Origin of the sequence: Caballeronia sp. AZ7_KS35, from assembly GCF_023631045.1 — a bacterium.
GTDB classification, from domain to species: Bacteria; Pseudomonadota; Gammaproteobacteria; order Burkholderiales; family Burkholderiaceae; genus Caballeronia; species Caballeronia zhejiangensis.
Window position 1 is genome coordinate 110,387 of the sequence record NZ_JALQDV010000028.1, and the last position, 15,208, is coordinate 125,594.

Annotated in this window: 22 protein-coding genes; all 22 read left to right on the forward strand. The window is 62.5% G+C overall.

Annotated elements, in window-relative coordinates; all coding sequences use genetic code 11:
* Nucleotides 1-195 precede the first annotated feature (195 nt).
* The 22 genes from NCT05_RS17580 to NCT05_RS17685 all read left to right on the forward strand — a co-directional run bounded on the left by NCT05_RS17580 (nucleotide 196) and on the right by NCT05_RS17685 (nucleotide 15,208).
* Nucleotides 196-570: a beta-sandwich lipoprotein gene (locus tag NCT05_RS17580; RefSeq protein ID WP_250502811.1), complete on the forward strand. Its 375-nt coding sequence runs from the start codon at nucleotides 196-198 to the stop codon at nucleotides 568-570.
* A 107-nt stretch (nucleotides 571-677) separates the two neighbouring features.
* Nucleotides 678-926 (forward strand): hypothetical protein, encoded by a 249-nt coding sequence (locus tag NCT05_RS17585; RefSeq protein ID WP_034474013.1) that lies wholly within the window; start codon nucleotides 678-680, stop codon nucleotides 924-926.
* Nucleotides 923-1,516, forward strand: coding sequence for a hypothetical protein (locus tag NCT05_RS17590; RefSeq protein WP_250502813.1), 594 nt, complete (start codon nucleotides 923-925; stop codon nucleotides 1,514-1,516). Before NCT05_RS17585 ends, NCT05_RS17590 begins: the two co-directional genes overlap by 4 nt.
* Nucleotides 1,513-1,878, forward strand: coding sequence for a hypothetical protein (locus tag NCT05_RS17595; RefSeq protein ID WP_250502815.1), 366 nt, complete (start codon nucleotides 1,513-1,515; stop codon nucleotides 1,876-1,878). Before NCT05_RS17590 ends, NCT05_RS17595 begins: the two co-directional genes overlap by 4 nt.
* Nucleotides 1,879-2,099: 221 nt before the next feature.
* Nucleotides 2,100-2,840 carry a hypothetical protein gene (locus tag NCT05_RS17600; RefSeq protein ID WP_250502816.1) on the forward strand — a complete coding sequence of 247 codons (741 nt, stop codon included), beginning with the start codon at nucleotides 2,100-2,102 and terminating at the stop codon, nucleotides 2,838-2,840.
* Nucleotides 2,841-3,076: 236 nt separating this feature from the next.
* Nucleotides 3,077-3,529, forward strand: coding sequence for a hypothetical protein (locus tag NCT05_RS17605; protein WP_250502818.1), 453 nt, complete (start codon nucleotides 3,077-3,079; stop codon nucleotides 3,527-3,529).
* 4 nt (nucleotides 3,530-3,533) lie between these two features.
* Complete coding sequence (locus tag NCT05_RS17610) at nucleotides 3,534-3,845, forward strand: Acb2/Tad1 domain-containing protein (protein ID WP_250502819.1); 312 nt, start codon at nucleotides 3,534-3,536, stop codon at nucleotides 3,843-3,845.
* A gap of 6 nt (nucleotides 3,846-3,851) precedes the next feature.
* Nucleotides 3,852-4,061 (forward strand): hypothetical protein, encoded by a 210-nt coding sequence (locus NCT05_RS17615; protein WP_250502820.1) that lies wholly within the window; start codon nucleotides 3,852-3,854, stop codon nucleotides 4,059-4,061.
* Nucleotides 4,062-4,245: 184 nt separating this feature from the next.
* Entirely contained in the window at nucleotides 4,246-4,824 is a 579-nt protein-coding gene (locus NCT05_RS17620) for a hypothetical protein (RefSeq protein WP_250502821.1), read from the forward strand.
* A complete protein-coding gene (locus NCT05_RS17625) occupies nucleotides 4,802-6,823 on the forward strand; it encodes a phage terminase large subunit family protein (RefSeq protein WP_250502822.1) in 2,022 nt (673 codons plus the stop codon). Before NCT05_RS17620 ends, NCT05_RS17625 begins: the two co-directional genes overlap by 23 nt.
* A gap of 17 nt (nucleotides 6,824-6,840) precedes the next feature.
* Nucleotides 6,841-7,116: a gpW family head-tail joining protein gene (gene gpW / locus NCT05_RS17630; RefSeq protein WP_241484916.1), complete on the forward strand. Its 276-nt coding sequence runs from the start codon at nucleotides 6,841-6,843 to the stop codon at nucleotides 7,114-7,116.
* A gap of 144 nt (nucleotides 7,117-7,260) precedes the next feature.
* Nucleotides 7,261-8,781 (forward strand): phage portal protein, encoded by a 1,521-nt coding sequence (locus tag NCT05_RS17635; RefSeq protein ID WP_250502878.1) that lies wholly within the window; start codon nucleotides 7,261-7,263, stop codon nucleotides 8,779-8,781.
* Between the two features lie 13 nt (nucleotides 8,782-8,794).
* Nucleotides 8,795-9,691 (forward strand): S49 family peptidase, encoded by an 897-nt coding sequence (locus NCT05_RS17640; RefSeq protein WP_250502823.1) that lies wholly within the window; start codon nucleotides 8,795-8,797, stop codon nucleotides 9,689-9,691.
* 23 nt (nucleotides 9,692-9,714) lie between these two features.
* Nucleotides 9,715-10,311, forward strand: coding sequence for a hypothetical protein (locus tag NCT05_RS17645; protein ID WP_250502824.1), 597 nt, complete (start codon nucleotides 9,715-9,717; stop codon nucleotides 10,309-10,311).
* Nucleotides 10,312-10,337: 26 nt separating this feature from the next.
* Nucleotides 10,338-10,751, forward strand: a complete 414-nt coding sequence (locus NCT05_RS17650; protein WP_250502825.1) for a head decoration protein — start codon at nucleotides 10,338-10,340, stop codon at nucleotides 10,749-10,751.
* A gap of 30 nt (nucleotides 10,752-10,781) precedes the next feature.
* On the forward strand, nucleotides 10,782-11,870 hold the full coding sequence (locus NCT05_RS17655; RefSeq protein WP_250502826.1) for a major capsid protein: 1,089 nt from the start codon (nucleotides 10,782-10,784) through the stop codon (nucleotides 11,868-11,870).
* Nucleotides 11,871-11,878: 8 nt separating this feature from the next.
* Nucleotides 11,879-12,142 carry a hypothetical protein gene (locus NCT05_RS17660; RefSeq protein ID WP_250502827.1) on the forward strand — a complete coding sequence of 88 codons (264 nt, stop codon included), beginning with the start codon at nucleotides 11,879-11,881 and terminating at the stop codon, nucleotides 12,140-12,142.
* 3 nt (nucleotides 12,143-12,145) lie between these two features.
* Nucleotides 12,146-12,484, forward strand: a complete 339-nt coding sequence (locus NCT05_RS17665) for a head-tail joining protein (protein ID WP_250502828.1) — start codon at nucleotides 12,146-12,148, stop codon at nucleotides 12,482-12,484.
* Complete coding sequence (locus tag NCT05_RS17670) at nucleotides 12,429-13,082, forward strand: hypothetical protein (RefSeq protein WP_250502830.1); 654 nt, start codon at nucleotides 12,429-12,431, stop codon at nucleotides 13,080-13,082. Before NCT05_RS17665 ends, NCT05_RS17670 begins: the two co-directional genes overlap by 56 nt.
* 9 nt (nucleotides 13,083-13,091) lie before the next feature.
* Nucleotides 13,092-13,280 carry a DUF2635 domain-containing protein gene (locus NCT05_RS17675; RefSeq protein ID WP_061117460.1) on the forward strand — a complete coding sequence of 63 codons (189 nt, stop codon included), beginning with the start codon at nucleotides 13,092-13,094 and terminating at the stop codon, nucleotides 13,278-13,280.
* Nucleotides 13,277-14,770, forward strand: coding sequence for a phage tail sheath subtilisin-like domain-containing protein (locus NCT05_RS17680; RefSeq protein WP_250502831.1), 1,494 nt, complete (start codon nucleotides 13,277-13,279; stop codon nucleotides 14,768-14,770). Before NCT05_RS17675 ends, NCT05_RS17680 begins: the two co-directional genes overlap by 4 nt.
* Nucleotides 14,771-14,833: 63 nt before the next feature.
* Nucleotides 14,834-15,208, forward strand: a complete 375-nt coding sequence (locus NCT05_RS17685; protein WP_250502833.1) for a phage tail tube protein — start codon at nucleotides 14,834-14,836, stop codon at nucleotides 15,206-15,208.

Below are 15,208 nucleotides of genomic sequence, written 5' to 3' on the forward strand. Positions count from 1 at the left end.
CTGGCGTCTATCGGACGCGTGCCTTCATCGACGACAACAGCAAGACACTGGCGCCGTTCCTCGCGAGCGGCATGAATGAGATGGACGTGAGAGAGACAGCATGAAAACGCTTCCTGCCGACTTCGACTGGTTTTACGCCGTCACTGGCATCCGCCGCCGTACTTGGAATATCCCGCAACCCTCGAAGGTGACGAAATGAAAAAATTGGCTCTCGCGGTAGCTTGCCTGTCCGCACTGGCCGCCTGTAATGACGCGGACGTCGCGTCACGCAATCTCTCGAAGGCCGCTGACAATTTCGAGATCAACCGACGCGTCGTGTTCTACAACGGCATCACAGGCGAGTACATGCTGAGCATCGAAGGGCTTTGTTCGCTCGGGAACGCGGACAAGAGCCGCGAAGTGACGATAACGTGCAAAACCGGCCCCTCCAACTTCAGGAAACACTTTCTTGGGCTGTCGGACAACGTGACTTACTTCGTGGAGCAGCTCGACGCGGCCAACGTCAGCGCATACCACTACAAGGTGGTCTTCAAGCCGTCGGTGATCGTCCCCGACATCTCCGTCAAGTAAGGAGCGGAAATGACGCCCGACGCACAAGCAATCGTCTTTGTCCTCGTGTGGACGCTCGTCTGCCTGATGGTAATGGCCGCTTACTCCAACGCCATCGGGAGCATGGAATGAGCGCGCACGCCTACATCCAATACGCGGACGTGCCGCAGAGCTTGATCGACACGAGCAGGCAGCACATCGACGGAGTGACGGGCGCCAAGGTCATCGCCTTCGACGGTTGCCCGTTCGCCGGCCAGATTGAGAGCGATGGCGATTCGCTCGAAGTCGAGTTCCCGTTCCCGCGCAACGCTGAACTGCGAGACAGCTTCGTCGCGTGGCTTATGAACTGGGGCATTAGCTTCATGGTGGCGATGTGAGGCGCGGGGACTTCCGTGACCCGGCGATCGTGCTCGAAGAGCGTCAGTCGGGCACTTGCCTCGGATGCGCCGAGTTGATCCGCTCGCGCTGGGGCGGCACGACGAAGTTCATCTGCAACAAGGCTTTTCAGAAGGCATCGCTCAGCGTCTACGAGATGCGTCGGTGCAGAAAATACAACGAGGGAGTTTTCATGACGCGCGAACAGAGCGAACAGATCGAGGAAATGCTGCTGGAATGGTATCGCTGGCAGATCCGCCAGTCGCACCGAGAGACGCTCTCGCACTTCTACCGCCCGGAGGATCGCACCTGCCGCGGCTACGAGACGCCGGCGAACGCCGAAGAGGACGCCGAGGACGCGTATCAATGGGCGGATGACCAACAATCCGAGCAGGTGCAGCTATGCGTCGATGCGCTGCCACCGGAGCAGCGTGCAGCGATCAGCACCAGTATGCGCAACAAGGAAAGCGGCTATCAGGTGTGGAGCAGCGGCCGCGCGGGCGACCAACACGCGACGTATCAAGCGGCGAAGGAGCGCCTGTTCCCAATGCTCGTCGCACGGCATCTGATTCGCGTCGAGGTGTCGGCATGACAGATGGAGAACTGCTTGAGTCCGCCGCACGTGCCGCGGGATACGAATGGCGAACCGACATCGCCGCACACCGAAACGAGATCGGCGTCGTCGGGCTGTGGATTCCGGGCGTCTCGACGCTATGGAACCCGCTGGATGACGACGGCGATGCGCTGCGCCTGGCGGTGCGAATGCAACTGACCGTATGCAACGAGCATATCTCCTGCGGCCAAGCGTACTGCACGCACGGAGAGGACGCAGAGATGATGCCGACGGTCAACTCGGGCAGCAACGAAAGCGAGGTGATCCCTTCAGACTACGCAGCGACGCGGCGCGCCATCGTATTGGCGGCGGCGCAAATCGCTGGCAATAGACGGGAATAGTTGGGACTATTCGGGAATAGTCTGGAACATGTTGCGTCATCGCATTTCAACTAGTACTATTTGCGTCGGAAAGATGCGTCCAGAGCCCGCTAGTCGAAAGACAGCGGGTTTTTTGCTTTGGCGCATCGCTCGAACACGTTCCTGCGTGTCTCCTCGGCGGGGCAACTGCCCTGATTTGACGCCTCGGCTTTTGCCGGGGCGTTTTCTTTTCGGAGGTTGCTATGCTGAAGTTCAATCCCGACACGAACGTCATCTTCGACAACGGCGAAGCGGTTGTTGCACCGATCCGCGAGATCTCGCGCGACGAGATTCCCGATCTGATCGCAAACGGAGCGGGCGTCGACCCGAGCGCCAACGTGGGGGAGCAAATCTCGTCGCCAGCCCAGACGGATGGCGATGCCCAGGCTGCTCAGGGCCCGGCTGTGTTTGCGACCGGCTCGGATACGGCAGGTGAGCAGGGAAACGCGACGGGCGCACCCGGCGTTATCGCAACGTCTGGGAGCGCTGGCACGTCTTCGAGCAACCAATCGACCGATTCCGCTGTGTATGCGGACGCATCTGGTACGCAAGTGACTGGAGCCGCGGTTTCTGACGTCGAGGCACCTGAGCCGGTTGTCACCGACGCTCAAGCCGATCCGGGCGGCGCGGGCGCGGCGGATCGCAATCCGACACCTGCCGCTCCGAACCTCGATGCGCAGGCGGCTGAAAGCGTGTCGTCGGATGCCGTCCCTTTGGACGCTGGTGGCGCCGCTGATGCGGAGGCTGGCAGTGCCGAAGTGGGGGAGTCGGAGCTTTCTGCTGGCCTGAATGGGTCTGGCTCGGATGAGCATCCGCTGACGATCATCGGCGAGATCGAGGCGCTCGTGCGCATGATCGGCAATAGCGCCGTGCACGAATACCAGCGCCTGATTCAGCGTCTGGCCGACCTCAAGAATCACCCGACCATCAAGGACGGCGAGTAATGCAGAGCCCAATCCGCATCAGCGTTCAGTCGGATCTCGACGCGCTGACGCGGAGGCTCAACGATTTCGAACGCAAGCAACTGCCGTTCGCGTCTGCACAGGCATTGACGGCGGTTGCCAAACGCGTTCAGGCCGCCGAGAAAGCGGCCCTCCCTCAAGTGTTCGACCGACCGACGCCTTTCACGGTCAACTCGATCGGCGTGAAAGCCGCGAAAAAGAACACGCAGGAAGCGCTGGTGTTCGTGAAGGACATCGCAGCCGCGTATCTTGCGCCGTACGAGTTTGGCGGCACGCACAAGCTCATCGGCTCCGGCAAGACATGGCTGAACCCGAAGGACATGGCGCTGCTTAACCAGTACGGCAACTTCAGTCGCACCGCGCTGAAGCGTCTTGAGGGGCGGCCAGATATTTTCGTCGGCACGATCAAAACGGCGAGCGGCGAATCGATTGGCGGTGTGTGGCAGCGTCCGACCGACGTCAAAGCGATCAAGCGCAGTGGCAAGCGCGGCGTCGCGATGCGCGGCGCGAACAAGACCAGCCATCTCAGACTGCTCATCCGCTTCGGCGATGCCCAGCCGGTCAAGCAGCATCTCGACTTCGGAAAGCGCGGCCGCGAGGTGGTCGCATCAACCTATCGTGCCGAGTTCGGCGCGGCATTCGCAAAGGCGCTCGCAACTGCGCGGAGATGATTGAATGGACAACCAGCATCGAAAGATCAGCGGCTATCGCGAACTCTCGCAGGTCGAAATCGACTTGATGAACCGCATCAAGGCGCACGCGGAAGAAACGCGGCAGTTGGTCGAGGCGGTGCAGGCTGCCGCAGTGCCGACGCTCCCTGAGCTCAACGCCGCGCATGGTCAGGGCACGACGGATCTGATCGACGGCGAGGCCGTCTACGCTGGGCACGCAGGCGGTCCATGGCGTTGGATATGCCTTGCCGACGACCACCTTCAGCAGGGATACATGGCTCTCACGCGAGCCGTTGCAAAACCAACGAGCTACTGACGCGACATGAAGATCTACACCTGCACCGATTTCACTGGCGTCTGGCCGGTGGGCGTTGCGGCTGTAGTGGTCGCCGATTGCGCAGCGGCTGCCGAGCACATGCGGAATGTCGCTCTGCGCGCACGAGGCTTGCCGGGCGACGCAGAGGTGCACGAGGCGACTGCGATCGATGTCGATCAGCCCAGCGTTCGCATCCTCGCGGACGGCAACTACTGAAGCCCAGCGCGCGCGGGATGGTTGTAAAAGATGCGCGTTCGGAGGGCGGGGCGGGGGAGTTGGGGAGGGGTGGCCTGTAGGGTTTACAAGCGGGTCCCTCTCCGCCCTTCTGCTTCGCGGGCACTGCGCGCGCGCGATCTTTCTCTAGCCACAAAAAATTGGAATTTGGGTAACACCAGCGGCGATGAATCAGAGCGAGTTTGCAACTCTCCACGGCGTCAGTCGAAAGACGGTCACGAAATGGAAGGAGCGCGGCTGGCTTGTGTTTGCGGGCGATGAAGTCGATGTCGATGCCTCGAATGCGCTGCTGAAAAAGTACAGGCGCGACGGCACGCCGGCTGTTACCCCGCCTGTTACCCAAGCGTCGGCGGGTAACAAACCGAAAACCGTTACCCAGGCGGCCAGCGAGGTAACGCTCGGCGAGCGCGAGAGCGCGGCGGACGCCGCAGACCGCATCTTGTCGGGCAACGTGCAGCTTCTCGACTTCGACGAAGCGCGCTGTTTCAAAGAGAACTATCTCGGGCTGAAGGCTCAGCTCGAATACGACCGCGATTCCGGTCTGGTGATCGACGTCGCCGAAGTGGCGAAAGCCGTCGGCACCGAATACGCCAAGGTCCGAACCCGCCTGCTGTCGATTCCCGCGGAACAGGCTCCGCGTCTCCATCGGTGCAAGACGCCTGCTGAGCTGCAGGACATGTTGCAGGAGGTCATCACAGAAGCACTCGAAGAACTCACTCGCGATGGAGCAGGCAACCCTAAATAGCACCCGGCGGTACGCGCGCGGCTATGCGGCGTTGCGCGCGGGCCTCGCGGCAGCGCTTCGCCAGAACCTGACGCCGCCGCCGAAGCTTACGCTCAGCGAATGGGCCGAGCGCTATGCGGTGCTCTCGCGTGAGACGAGTGCGCAAACCGGTCGCTTCCGGGCGTTCGGTTATCAGAGGGGCATGCTGGATGCAGTAACCGACCCCAGCGTCGAGAAAATCAGCGTCATGAAGTCGGCTCGCGTCGGCTACACGAAGCTGATGGATCACGCGGTCGGCTTCTTCATCCACCAAGACCCTTCGCCGATTCTCGTCGTGCAGCCGCGCGTCGAGGATGCAGAGAGCTATTCGAAGACCGAGATCGCGCCGATGCTGCGCGACACGCCAGTGCTCGCGGCGATCGCGGGCGATCAGAAGGCGAAGAACAGCGATCAGACGATCCTCGCGAAGACGTTTCGGAATGGTTCGAGCCTGACGCTTGTCGGCGCGAACAGCCCGGCAGGCTTCCGGCGGATCACGTCACGCGTCGTCATGTTTGACGAGGTCGACGCCTATCCGGTCGACGGTGCTGGCAACGAAGGCGATCAGATCGCGCTCGGCACGAAGCGGTCTGAGACATTCTGGAATCGCAAAATCGTCCTCGGCTCGACGCCGACGGTGAAGGGCTACAGCCGGATCGAGAAGAGCTTCAACGAAAGCGATCAGCGCTACTTCTTCGTGGCCTGCCCGCACTGCGGTGAGCGCCAGGTGCTCGAGTGGGGCAGTCCCGAAACGCCGTACGGCATGAAGTGGGACAAGGACGAGCACGGCAACGGCATTCCGGAAAGCGTCTACTACGTCTGCCGGCACAACGGCTGCATCATCCACGAGGCCGACAAGGCTGACATGGTGACGAACGGTGAATGGCGCGCGACGAAGCCATTCAAGGGGCATGCCGGTTTCCATATCTGGGCCGGATACAGCCTCTTTCCGAACGCGTGCTGGTCGAACCTCGTTGCCGAATGGCTCCGCGTGAAGGACGACCCGCTGGCACGGCAGACGTTCATTAACCTCGTGCTCGGCGAGCCTTACGAGGATCGCGGCGATCGCGCGCTGAGCGAGACGCGGCTGGCGGCTCGCACGGAAGTCTGGGATGCGGAAGTGCCCGACGGCGTCGGTCTGATCACAGTCGGCGGCGACGTCCAAGACGATCGCGTCGAGCTCGAAACGATCGGCTGGGGGCACAACGAGGAAAGCTGGTCGATAGATCACGCGGTCATCGAGGGCGACCCCGAGAGCGCGGAGCTTTGGAAACGCGTCGACGAGTATCTAAAGAGGGTCTGGCGGCGCGCGGACGGTCGCGGCTTCGCGGTGTCCGCCGCATGTATCGACTCCGGTGGTCACCATACGCAGAAAGTGTACGAGTTCGCGAAGGCGCGACTCGGGCGCCGCATCTGGGCGATCAAGGGCGAGTCGGCGCGCGGCGGCGCGCGGTCACCTGTCTGGCCAACGAAGCGGCCTTCGTCGCGAACGAAATCTACGTTCCGGCCGGTCATCATCGGCGTGAATGCGGCGAAGGACGTGATTCGCGAGCGGTTGCGGCGCGATCCCGAAGACAACGACGGCGTGCTGACGTACCCGGCCGGCTACATGCACTTCCCGACGGACCGCGACATCAACTACTTCGCGCAGCTCATATCGGAGCGCTCGGTGACGAAGTTCGCCAACGGGCAGAAGTTTCGGGTGTGGGAGTTGCCGCCTGGCCGCGCGAACGAAGCGCTCGACATTCGGGTGTACGGCTATGCCGCGCTGTGCGGCCTGATGCATATGGGCCTGAAGTTGAATCGGCGCGTCGAAGCGGTGCAGGCGGATCCGACCGATCTCCTGCCGCCTGCTCCGGAGACGCGGCAGGAGGTCGAGCTCGATGTCGTGAGCGCGGCGCGGCCCGTACGCCCAGACGGCCCGATCATCAAACAGGCACAGCCTGAGAAACGCTCTCGGATCCGGCGGCTCGCCGGCTGAAGCATAGGAGAACCACTTTGCGATGCTTCGACCCGAGCCGCAGCCTGCTCGCCGGCATGGATCAGACAGCGCTGCGGCAGTCACTCGCCAATGCGCAGCAGATCTACATCCAGTTGTCGACGGGCGCGCAGGGCGAGTCTTACTCGTACACGCAGGGCGACGGTACGCGCTCAGTCACGTACACGCGCGCAAACCTCGCGGAGCTTGCTGCGGCAATCCAGTTGATGCAAGCGCAGCTCGGCATCGTCTCGTCGCCCCGCAGAGCAAACCGAATTACCTTCACACGGCGATAACGCATGGAATCGAACGTACAGCTACTTGGTCCGGACGGGAAGCCGCTGCCGGAGCGCAAGAGCCGTGCGCTCGCGCTGAACGGCAGCTATAGCGGGTACGGCAGCACCAGCGCATTCGATGCGGCGGACATGTCCAGTCAGCACATGCGGGACTGGAACCCGGTGCTTTGGTCGCCGGATGGCGAACTCAACCCGTACCGCGATCGCATCGTTTCGCGCGTGCGCGATCTCGTGCGCAACGACGGTTGGGCGTCGGCGGCGGTCACGCGCACGCTCGACAACGTCATCGGTGCCGACTTCCGGCCGATCTCGAAGCCGGATTACCGCGCGCTCGCCGCGATGACCGGCAACAAGAAATTCGATCACGTCTGGGCAGATGAGTTTGGACGTGCGCTCGAAGCGGGTTGGCGCACGTGGTCGGAAGATCCGGCGCACTTCTGTGATGCGCAGCGCAAGCTGACGATCCCGCAGATGATGCGGTTGGCGTTTCGCCACAAGATCGTCGACGGCGACGCACTCGCCATCCTTCAGTGGATGCCTGAGCGCCTGCCGCGCGGCGCGCGCTATGCGACCGTGCTGCAACTGATCGACCCCGACCGCCTATCGAACCCGCAACAGAATTTCGACCGACAGACGATGCGCGGCGGCGTCGAGGTGGACGAATACGGTGCGCCCGTTGCGTACCACATCCGGAAGGCGCATCAAGGCGACTGGTTCAGCGGCGGGAAACAGGTGACGTGGGAGCGGATAGCGGCCGAAACTGATTGGGGCCGGCCGATCGTCGTCCACGACTATGACTTCGACCGCGCGTCGCAGCATCGCGGCGGCGCGGGCATCCTGACGCCTGTGCTGCAGCGGCTCAAGATGCTGATCAAATACGACGGCACCGAGCTCGACGCGGCGATCATCAACGCGATCTTCGGCGCTTACGTGACGAGCCCGTTCGATAAGCAGCTCGTCACCGAGGCGCTCGGCGATGGAGAAGATGAAGAGAAGTTCTTCAATGGTTATCAAGACGCTCGAGCGGATTTCCATGAATCGCACGATCTCCGCCTAGGTGGAGCGCGGCTTCCGATCCTCTTCCCTGGTGAAGCGATCAACACCGTGTCGGCGGCGCGGCCGGCGGGCAACTTCGCCGAGTTCGAGAATGCCATGCTGCGCAACGTCGCGGCAGGCACCGGCATGTCCGCGCAGCAGATCACGCAGAACTGGGCAGACGTCAACTACTCGTCATATCGCGCTGCCGCGCTTGAAGCGTGGAAGACGTTCGATCGGCGCCGGAGCGACTTCGGTCGCGGATTCGGCCAGCCGATTCTGTGCGCGATGGTCGAGGAAATGATGGACATCGGCGAGCTTCCGCTCCCGGCCGGAGCGCCTGAGTTCGCGATGGCACGCGCGGCATATACGCGTGCGTGGTGGATCGGTCCCGGCCGCGGCTACGTCGATCCGATGAAAGAACGTCAGGGCGCGGCGCTCGGCATCGAGTCGGGTCTCTCGACGCTCGAAGACGAATCGGCGCAGTTGTCGGGCAACGACTGGCGCGACAACATCGATCAGCGCGCGATCGAGATCCAGTACTTCAAGGATCGTGGCATTCCCCTTCCATCCACGCTGAAAGACGACGCGACGGCGGACGAGGTAACACAGGAGCCGAAGGCGCAATGACATTGGAGAGGCTATGCACGGCCAATTGGCGTTTCTGAGCCAGCGGATGTTCAACACTCCGCTGGCGATCAAGCGAGAGAAGGCCGAAGTCGTTATGGCGTCTCTTGCCGACCGGCTCGGTATATCGCACATCGGGCGTCTCGACGGATCGACCATCAGCCCGATGGCCTTCGGCGCGTGGGACGAGGAATACGAGTCCGACACTCGCGCCGGCCGCGTCGTCGATCCCGGCTACGACATGATTGCCGACACCGGCATTGCGATGATCACCGTGCGCGGCACGCTCGTACAAAAGCTCCGGTCGCTGCGTCCGTACTCCGGGATGACCGGATACGACGGACTCCGGCAAAGCATTCTGTCCGCTCATGCCGATCCGGGGGTGCGCGCGATCGTATTCGACATCGATTCGCCGGGCGGCGAAGTCGCAGGCTGTTTCGATCTCGCCGATACCGTGTACGGACTGCGCGGCGACAAGCCGATGTGGTCGATCCTGTCCGAATCGGCGTACTCGGCTGCGTATGCGCTCGCGAGCGCGACCGACAAGATCATCGTCCCGCGCACGGGTGGCGTCGGTTCGATCGGCGTGATCACGATGCACGTCGACTGGTCGAAGGCGCTCACGGCATCTGGCTATCAAGTCACGTTCATCACATACGGCGATCGTAAAGCGGACTTCCATCCGGAGATCCCGCTTTCGAAGGAAGCCTTCGAGGCCGCGCAGGCCGACATCAACACCATGGGCGAACTGTTCGTTAGCACGGTCGCCCGCAACCGGAATCTCGCTCCTGACGCAGTGCGCGAGATGCAGGCCGCCTGTTTCATGGGCGAAAGCGGCGTCAGCCGAGGGCTTGCAGACGCAGTGATGGCGCCAGATGCGGCGCTCCTGGCCTTGCTAGCCGAGCTGGCCTAACCAACACTCTCACGAGGTATGCAATGAGTTTGAAGAAGACCCTTGCGGGCGTGGCGCCGTTTGCCCACCTGCTGAGCCGTGCCGGCGCCGCGCGCGCCGAACAGGACGACGACGAGCGCAAGCAGCGCGAGGACGAGTCGGACGAGGACTATGCGAAGCGCATGGAAGAGCTCGACGACAAGGAAAAGGCCGAAGAAGAAAAGCGCAAGGAAGAAGAGGCCAAAAAAGCGAAGGCGGATGACGTCGACGGTGACGACACCGAGGCGGAAGACGGCGACGACGAAACCGACGACTCGAAGAAGGCCGCTCGTGCAACCGAGCGCGCACGCTGCGCGCGAATCATGGCGCACGGCATCGCGACCGGCAATGTCGAGCAAGCTGCGAAGTTCGCTTTCAACACGAAGCTGTCGTCGGCGGACGCGATCGCGATCCTCGGCTCGGGCGCGCACGCCACGGCTCCGGTAGCCGCCGCACCGGTAGCGCCGCAGCGCAAGTCGCTCGATGAGCGTATGGCGCACGCCCGGCCGGCAAATCCTGGCGCCTCGGCACCGGCGGCGGCTGAGCCGACGCTGGCCCAGAAGATCCTCGCGGCGGGCAAGCTCCGTCGCGGCGAACTTTAAACCCCCCCATACCCGGAGAAACCCAGATGGCTTTGACTCCTACCACGGTCGGGGAGAACCCCCAAGTCCCGTCGGCATCCGCCCAAACGTTCGTCCCCGATCAGCTGATCGCGGGCCCGAAGCAACTCGTCACCCGCAACGTCACGATCACGGGCGGCCCGTTCGTGCGTGGCACGGTGCTCGGCAAGATTACGGCGAGCGGCAAGTTCACCGTTGCGCTGTCGGCATCGTCCGATGGCAGCCAGACGCCGACGGCGATTCTCGCTGATTACGCCGATGGCAGCGCCGGTGACGTCGTTGCGGGCGTTTATCTCGAAGGCGAGTTCAACGTCAACGCGGTGACGCTCGGCGCCGGCATCACGTCGACGGCAGCACAAGACGCGCTGCGCCCGCTCGGCATCCACCTCAAGTCCTCGGTCACGGCTGCTGACCCGAGCTAAACCCTCAATCGAACTGATGTAAAGGCCCCCGTGCGGGGCTTTTTCATTTGGGCCACACACTCGGAGAGAGCAATGCCCGGAAACCTGATTTTTGATACGAACACCTTGATCGGGGTCGTCGAGAACCTGAAGCTGGCGCAAAGCTGGCTGCTGGACCGTTACTTCACGAACATCGTGATGTCGGACTCGGAATTCGTCTCGATCGACGTGGATGTCGGCAAGCGCCGTATGTCGCCGTTCTGCTCGCCGCTGGTCGAAGGCAAGCTTGTCGAGAGCCGCCGCTACCAGACGAACACGTTCAAGCCGCCGTACATCAAGGACAAGCGCGCTCCCGATCTGCGCAAGCCGGTCCGTCGCATGATCGGCGAACGCATCGGCGGCGCGCTCGACCCGGAAGTGCGCGAACAGATGAACCTCGAGTTCGAGCTCAACGATCAGATCGACATGCTGACGCGCCGTCTCGAATGGATGGCCGCGCAGGTGCTGCTGACGGGCACGCTGACCGTTTCCGGTGAAGGCTTTCCGACAACCGTGATCGACTTCGGCAGGGACGGCTCGCTGACGATCGCGCTGACCGGCGGCGCTCAGTGGACTGCAGCCAACATCACTGCCGGCACCGCGAACCCGACTGCCAACGTCGAGACGTGGCAACAGCAGATCCTGAAGTCGTCGGGAGCGGTCGCAACGGACATCATCTTCACGCCGAAAGCGTGGAATGGTTTCAAGCTGGATCCTGTCCTGAAAGGCGCGATTCTTTATCCGGCCCTCGGTGAGAATGGCAATGTGCTGAACGTCGGCGCACAGATCCAGCGCGGCGCAGTTGCCAAGGGTGTGTGGGGCCAATACAACCTCTGGCTGTACAACGACTGGTACGTCGACGATAACAACGTCGAACAGCCGATGCTTCCGGACGGCTCCCTGATCATGACCGGGCCAGACCTTCAGGGTACTCGCGGTTTCGGCATCATCGAAGACCCGGCGTTCAACTATGCGGCGCTGCCGTTCGCTCCGAAGACGTGGCTTGAAAACGATCCAGCACAGCGCTTCATGATGATGCAGTCGGCCCCGGTGATCATCCCCAGCCGCGTGAATGCCGCGCTCGCTGCAACCGTCGCGTGAGGTGACTAATGGCTACCAACGAAAGAATGGTTGAGGCCGTCGTCGCACGCAACCGCACGATTCACGATCGAGTGCTTGTGAAGGGGAAAGACGGTAAGGCAGATGAGGTGGTCGATGTGATCAAGACGGCCGGACAAAAGGTGCGTTTGCCCGAGTCGGAGGTGACGCGGCTTCGCGGACTTGGCTATCTGGTTCCGCAGCAGGTCGACGAAGTGCAGCTTGAGGGCGCTCAGATCTCCGGCGGTCAGGTGTCGATCAACCCTGCGGAGTAAGTGATGGACTGGGACGACATCGTCGACGGCAAGATCCTCGGTCCTCTGATGGCGCAGTTTGGGACGGCGATCACCTATATGCCGATCGACGGTGGCTCGTTCCAAATCACCGGCGCTTACGACAAAGCGTTCTTCGGCGTCGATCCGGTGACCGGGTCGACGGTCGTCACGCAGCAGCCGACGGTCGGGATTCAGGTCTCACAGTTCCCCGTCGAGCCGCAGCAGTACGACACGCTGATGATCAACAAGACGGGCGAGCACTGGCAGGTGCGCGAGGTTCATCTCGATGGGCACGGCGGCGGCCGTCTCATGCTCAACATTCCGGGGCAAACCGATGCCTGATCAAACTGGCCGCGCGCAACTGCGCGGCGTGCTGCTTTCGATCTTGCAGACGATCCCTGGTGTGACGGTGTATTCGCCTGGTGACTGGAACGTAGCGACGCCTAAGCTTCCTGCGATCAAGCTGCGACCGGCGAAAGAGCGCAAGCAATCGAACGGCAGAAGCGGTCCGACGGCGTTCACGACGATCGCGGCCTTCGAGATCAAGGTGGAGGTCTCGGCGGCATCTGGGCCGGCCGCTCTTCTCGCGCTGGAGACGCTCGGCGCGGAGATTGAAGAGGCGGTATTCAAGAGCATTCCGTTGCGCCGTATCGTGCAGGACTTCTCGTTCTGCGACACGGAAACGGAAGTGACCGCTGATGGCTCGACGCACGTAGGCGGTCTCTCGATCCTTCTGGGCATCGAGTTCGTCGAGACTTTTTATCCAGACATCAACACGCAGTTGCTTGCGATGAACGTGACGGCTGACCTCACGAACGTCGCCGATCCGAACGGCACATATCCGGACCCGCCATTCCCCGACGCTGTCACGCCGGCCCCGCGCACGCAGGGCCCAGACGGTCGCTCGGAAGGCGAGGTCAACGTTCAATTTCCTCAATAGGAGCGACGAATGATCGTCAAACCTGCACCGGGCCTCAAAGTGCGGCATCCGGTTACGAAGCAGTTGCTGCCGGACGAAGGCATCGAAGTGCCGGACGGCGACATCTTCTGGACCCGCGTGCTCAATGACGGCGACGTCGTTCTCGCGGACAACGCGGCTCTGCCCGCACCGAAGCAGTCGGGGAGTGACGCAGAATGACCATTCCGTTCAAGCAGATCCCGCAGAACATCCGCACGCCGCTGTTCTTCGCTGAGATCGACAATTCGCACGCGAATTCCGCTGTCGCGAACCAGCGCGCATTGCTGATCGGTCCGATGACGTCGGCCGGCATCGCTACGCCCAACGTGCCGCTCATCTCGTCGGGCACCGGCGACGCGAACGTCCAGGCGGGCGCGAACAGCGTGCTCGCGCTGATGACCACCGCCTATCGCCAGAACGATCAGTTCGGCGAACTCTGGTATCTGCCTGTGCAGGACGCGGCGGGCGCCGTGGCCGCGACCGGCACGATCGCGTTCACGTCGGCGCCGACGGCTAATGGCACGATCTCGCTCTATATCGCCGGTCAGCTCGTCACCGTGCCGGTGACGGCGGGCCAGACGACCGCGCAGATTGCGACCGCCGTCGCCGCGGCGATCAATCTGATCCCGTCGATGCCCGTCACTGCTGCCGCATCGACGAGCACCGTAACGCTGACGGCCGACAATAAGGGCCTCGTCGGCAACGACATCGACGTCCGCTTCAATTACATCGGTACGACGGCCGGCGAGGCGCTGCCGACGGGCCTGGCTGCGACGATCACTGCGATGGCGGGTGGTACGACGAACCCGACGCTGACGACGGCGCTCGGCAATCTTCAGGACATGCCGTTCGACTTCATTGCGTGCGCGTTCACCGATACGACGTCGCTCGACGCGCTGAAGGCGTTCCTGAACGACTCGACCGGCCGTTGGAGCTGGCAGCAGCAGGTGTACGGCCACGTGTTCGCCGCCTATCGCAGCACGTGGGCTGGCCTCACGACTTTCGGCACCTCGCGCAACAACCAGCACGAGTCGATCATGGGCTTCAACGACTCGCCGACACCGGCATGGCAATGGGCCGCCGCGCTGGCTGCGGTGACCGCCGTGAGTGTTCGTGCAGATCCGGGCGTGCCGATGCAGACCGTCGCGCTGACGGGTGTACTTGCTCCGCCGCTGCAGTCGCGGTTCAACCTCAGCCAGCGGAACACGCTGCTGTACGACGGCATCTCGACCTTCACCGTGGCGCAGGATGGCACGGTCTCGATCGAAAACCTGATCACGAGCTATCAGCTCAACGCTTTCGGGCAGCCCGACAACAGCTATCTCGAAATCGAGACGATGTTCCTGCTTGCGTATGTGCTGCGCCGTCTCCGCACTTTGGTGACGTCGAAGTACGCGCGCGTGAAGCTCGCGGCGAACGGAACCCGTTTCGGGCCGGGCGCCGGCATCGTGACGCCGAATATCATCAAGGCGGACCAGATCGCCGAGTACCGGGCGATGGAGTACGAGGGGTACGTGCAGGGCAGCGATGCGTTCGCGCAGTCGATCATCGTCGAGCAGAACGCGCAAAACCCGAATCGCGTCGATGTCCTCTGGCCCGGCACGCTGATCAATCAGCTCCGAATCTTCGCGTTGCTCGCGCAGTTTCGCCTGTCGACGAGCCAATCGTAAGCAGTTCGCCAACGCTGTGCGCCGCCCTGACCGGGCGGCTTTTTCATTTGTGGAGAGCCAACGATGGCGAACAACACGAATTTCATCGCCGGCACCGCGTACATCACGGTCGACGGCATCAACTATCAGCTCGAAGGCGAGTTGAAGTACGACGTTGGCCGCGTAACGCGAGAGTCGCTGCAAGGGCAGGACACCGGACACGGCTTCAGTGAAAAGCCGAAGGCGCCGTCGATCTCCGCTTCAATTCGCGACTCCGGCGGGCTTAGCCTCGCGCAATTCAATGCGATGCGCAGCGTGACGGTCGTTCTCGAACTAGCGAATGGAAAGACGATCATTGGCCGCAACATGTGGACCGTCGAAGCGCAGGAAGTAGACACCACCGAAGCAAAGTTCGCGGTTAAGTGGGAAGGTCTGCAGGACGCAGTGACGGAGAATTAA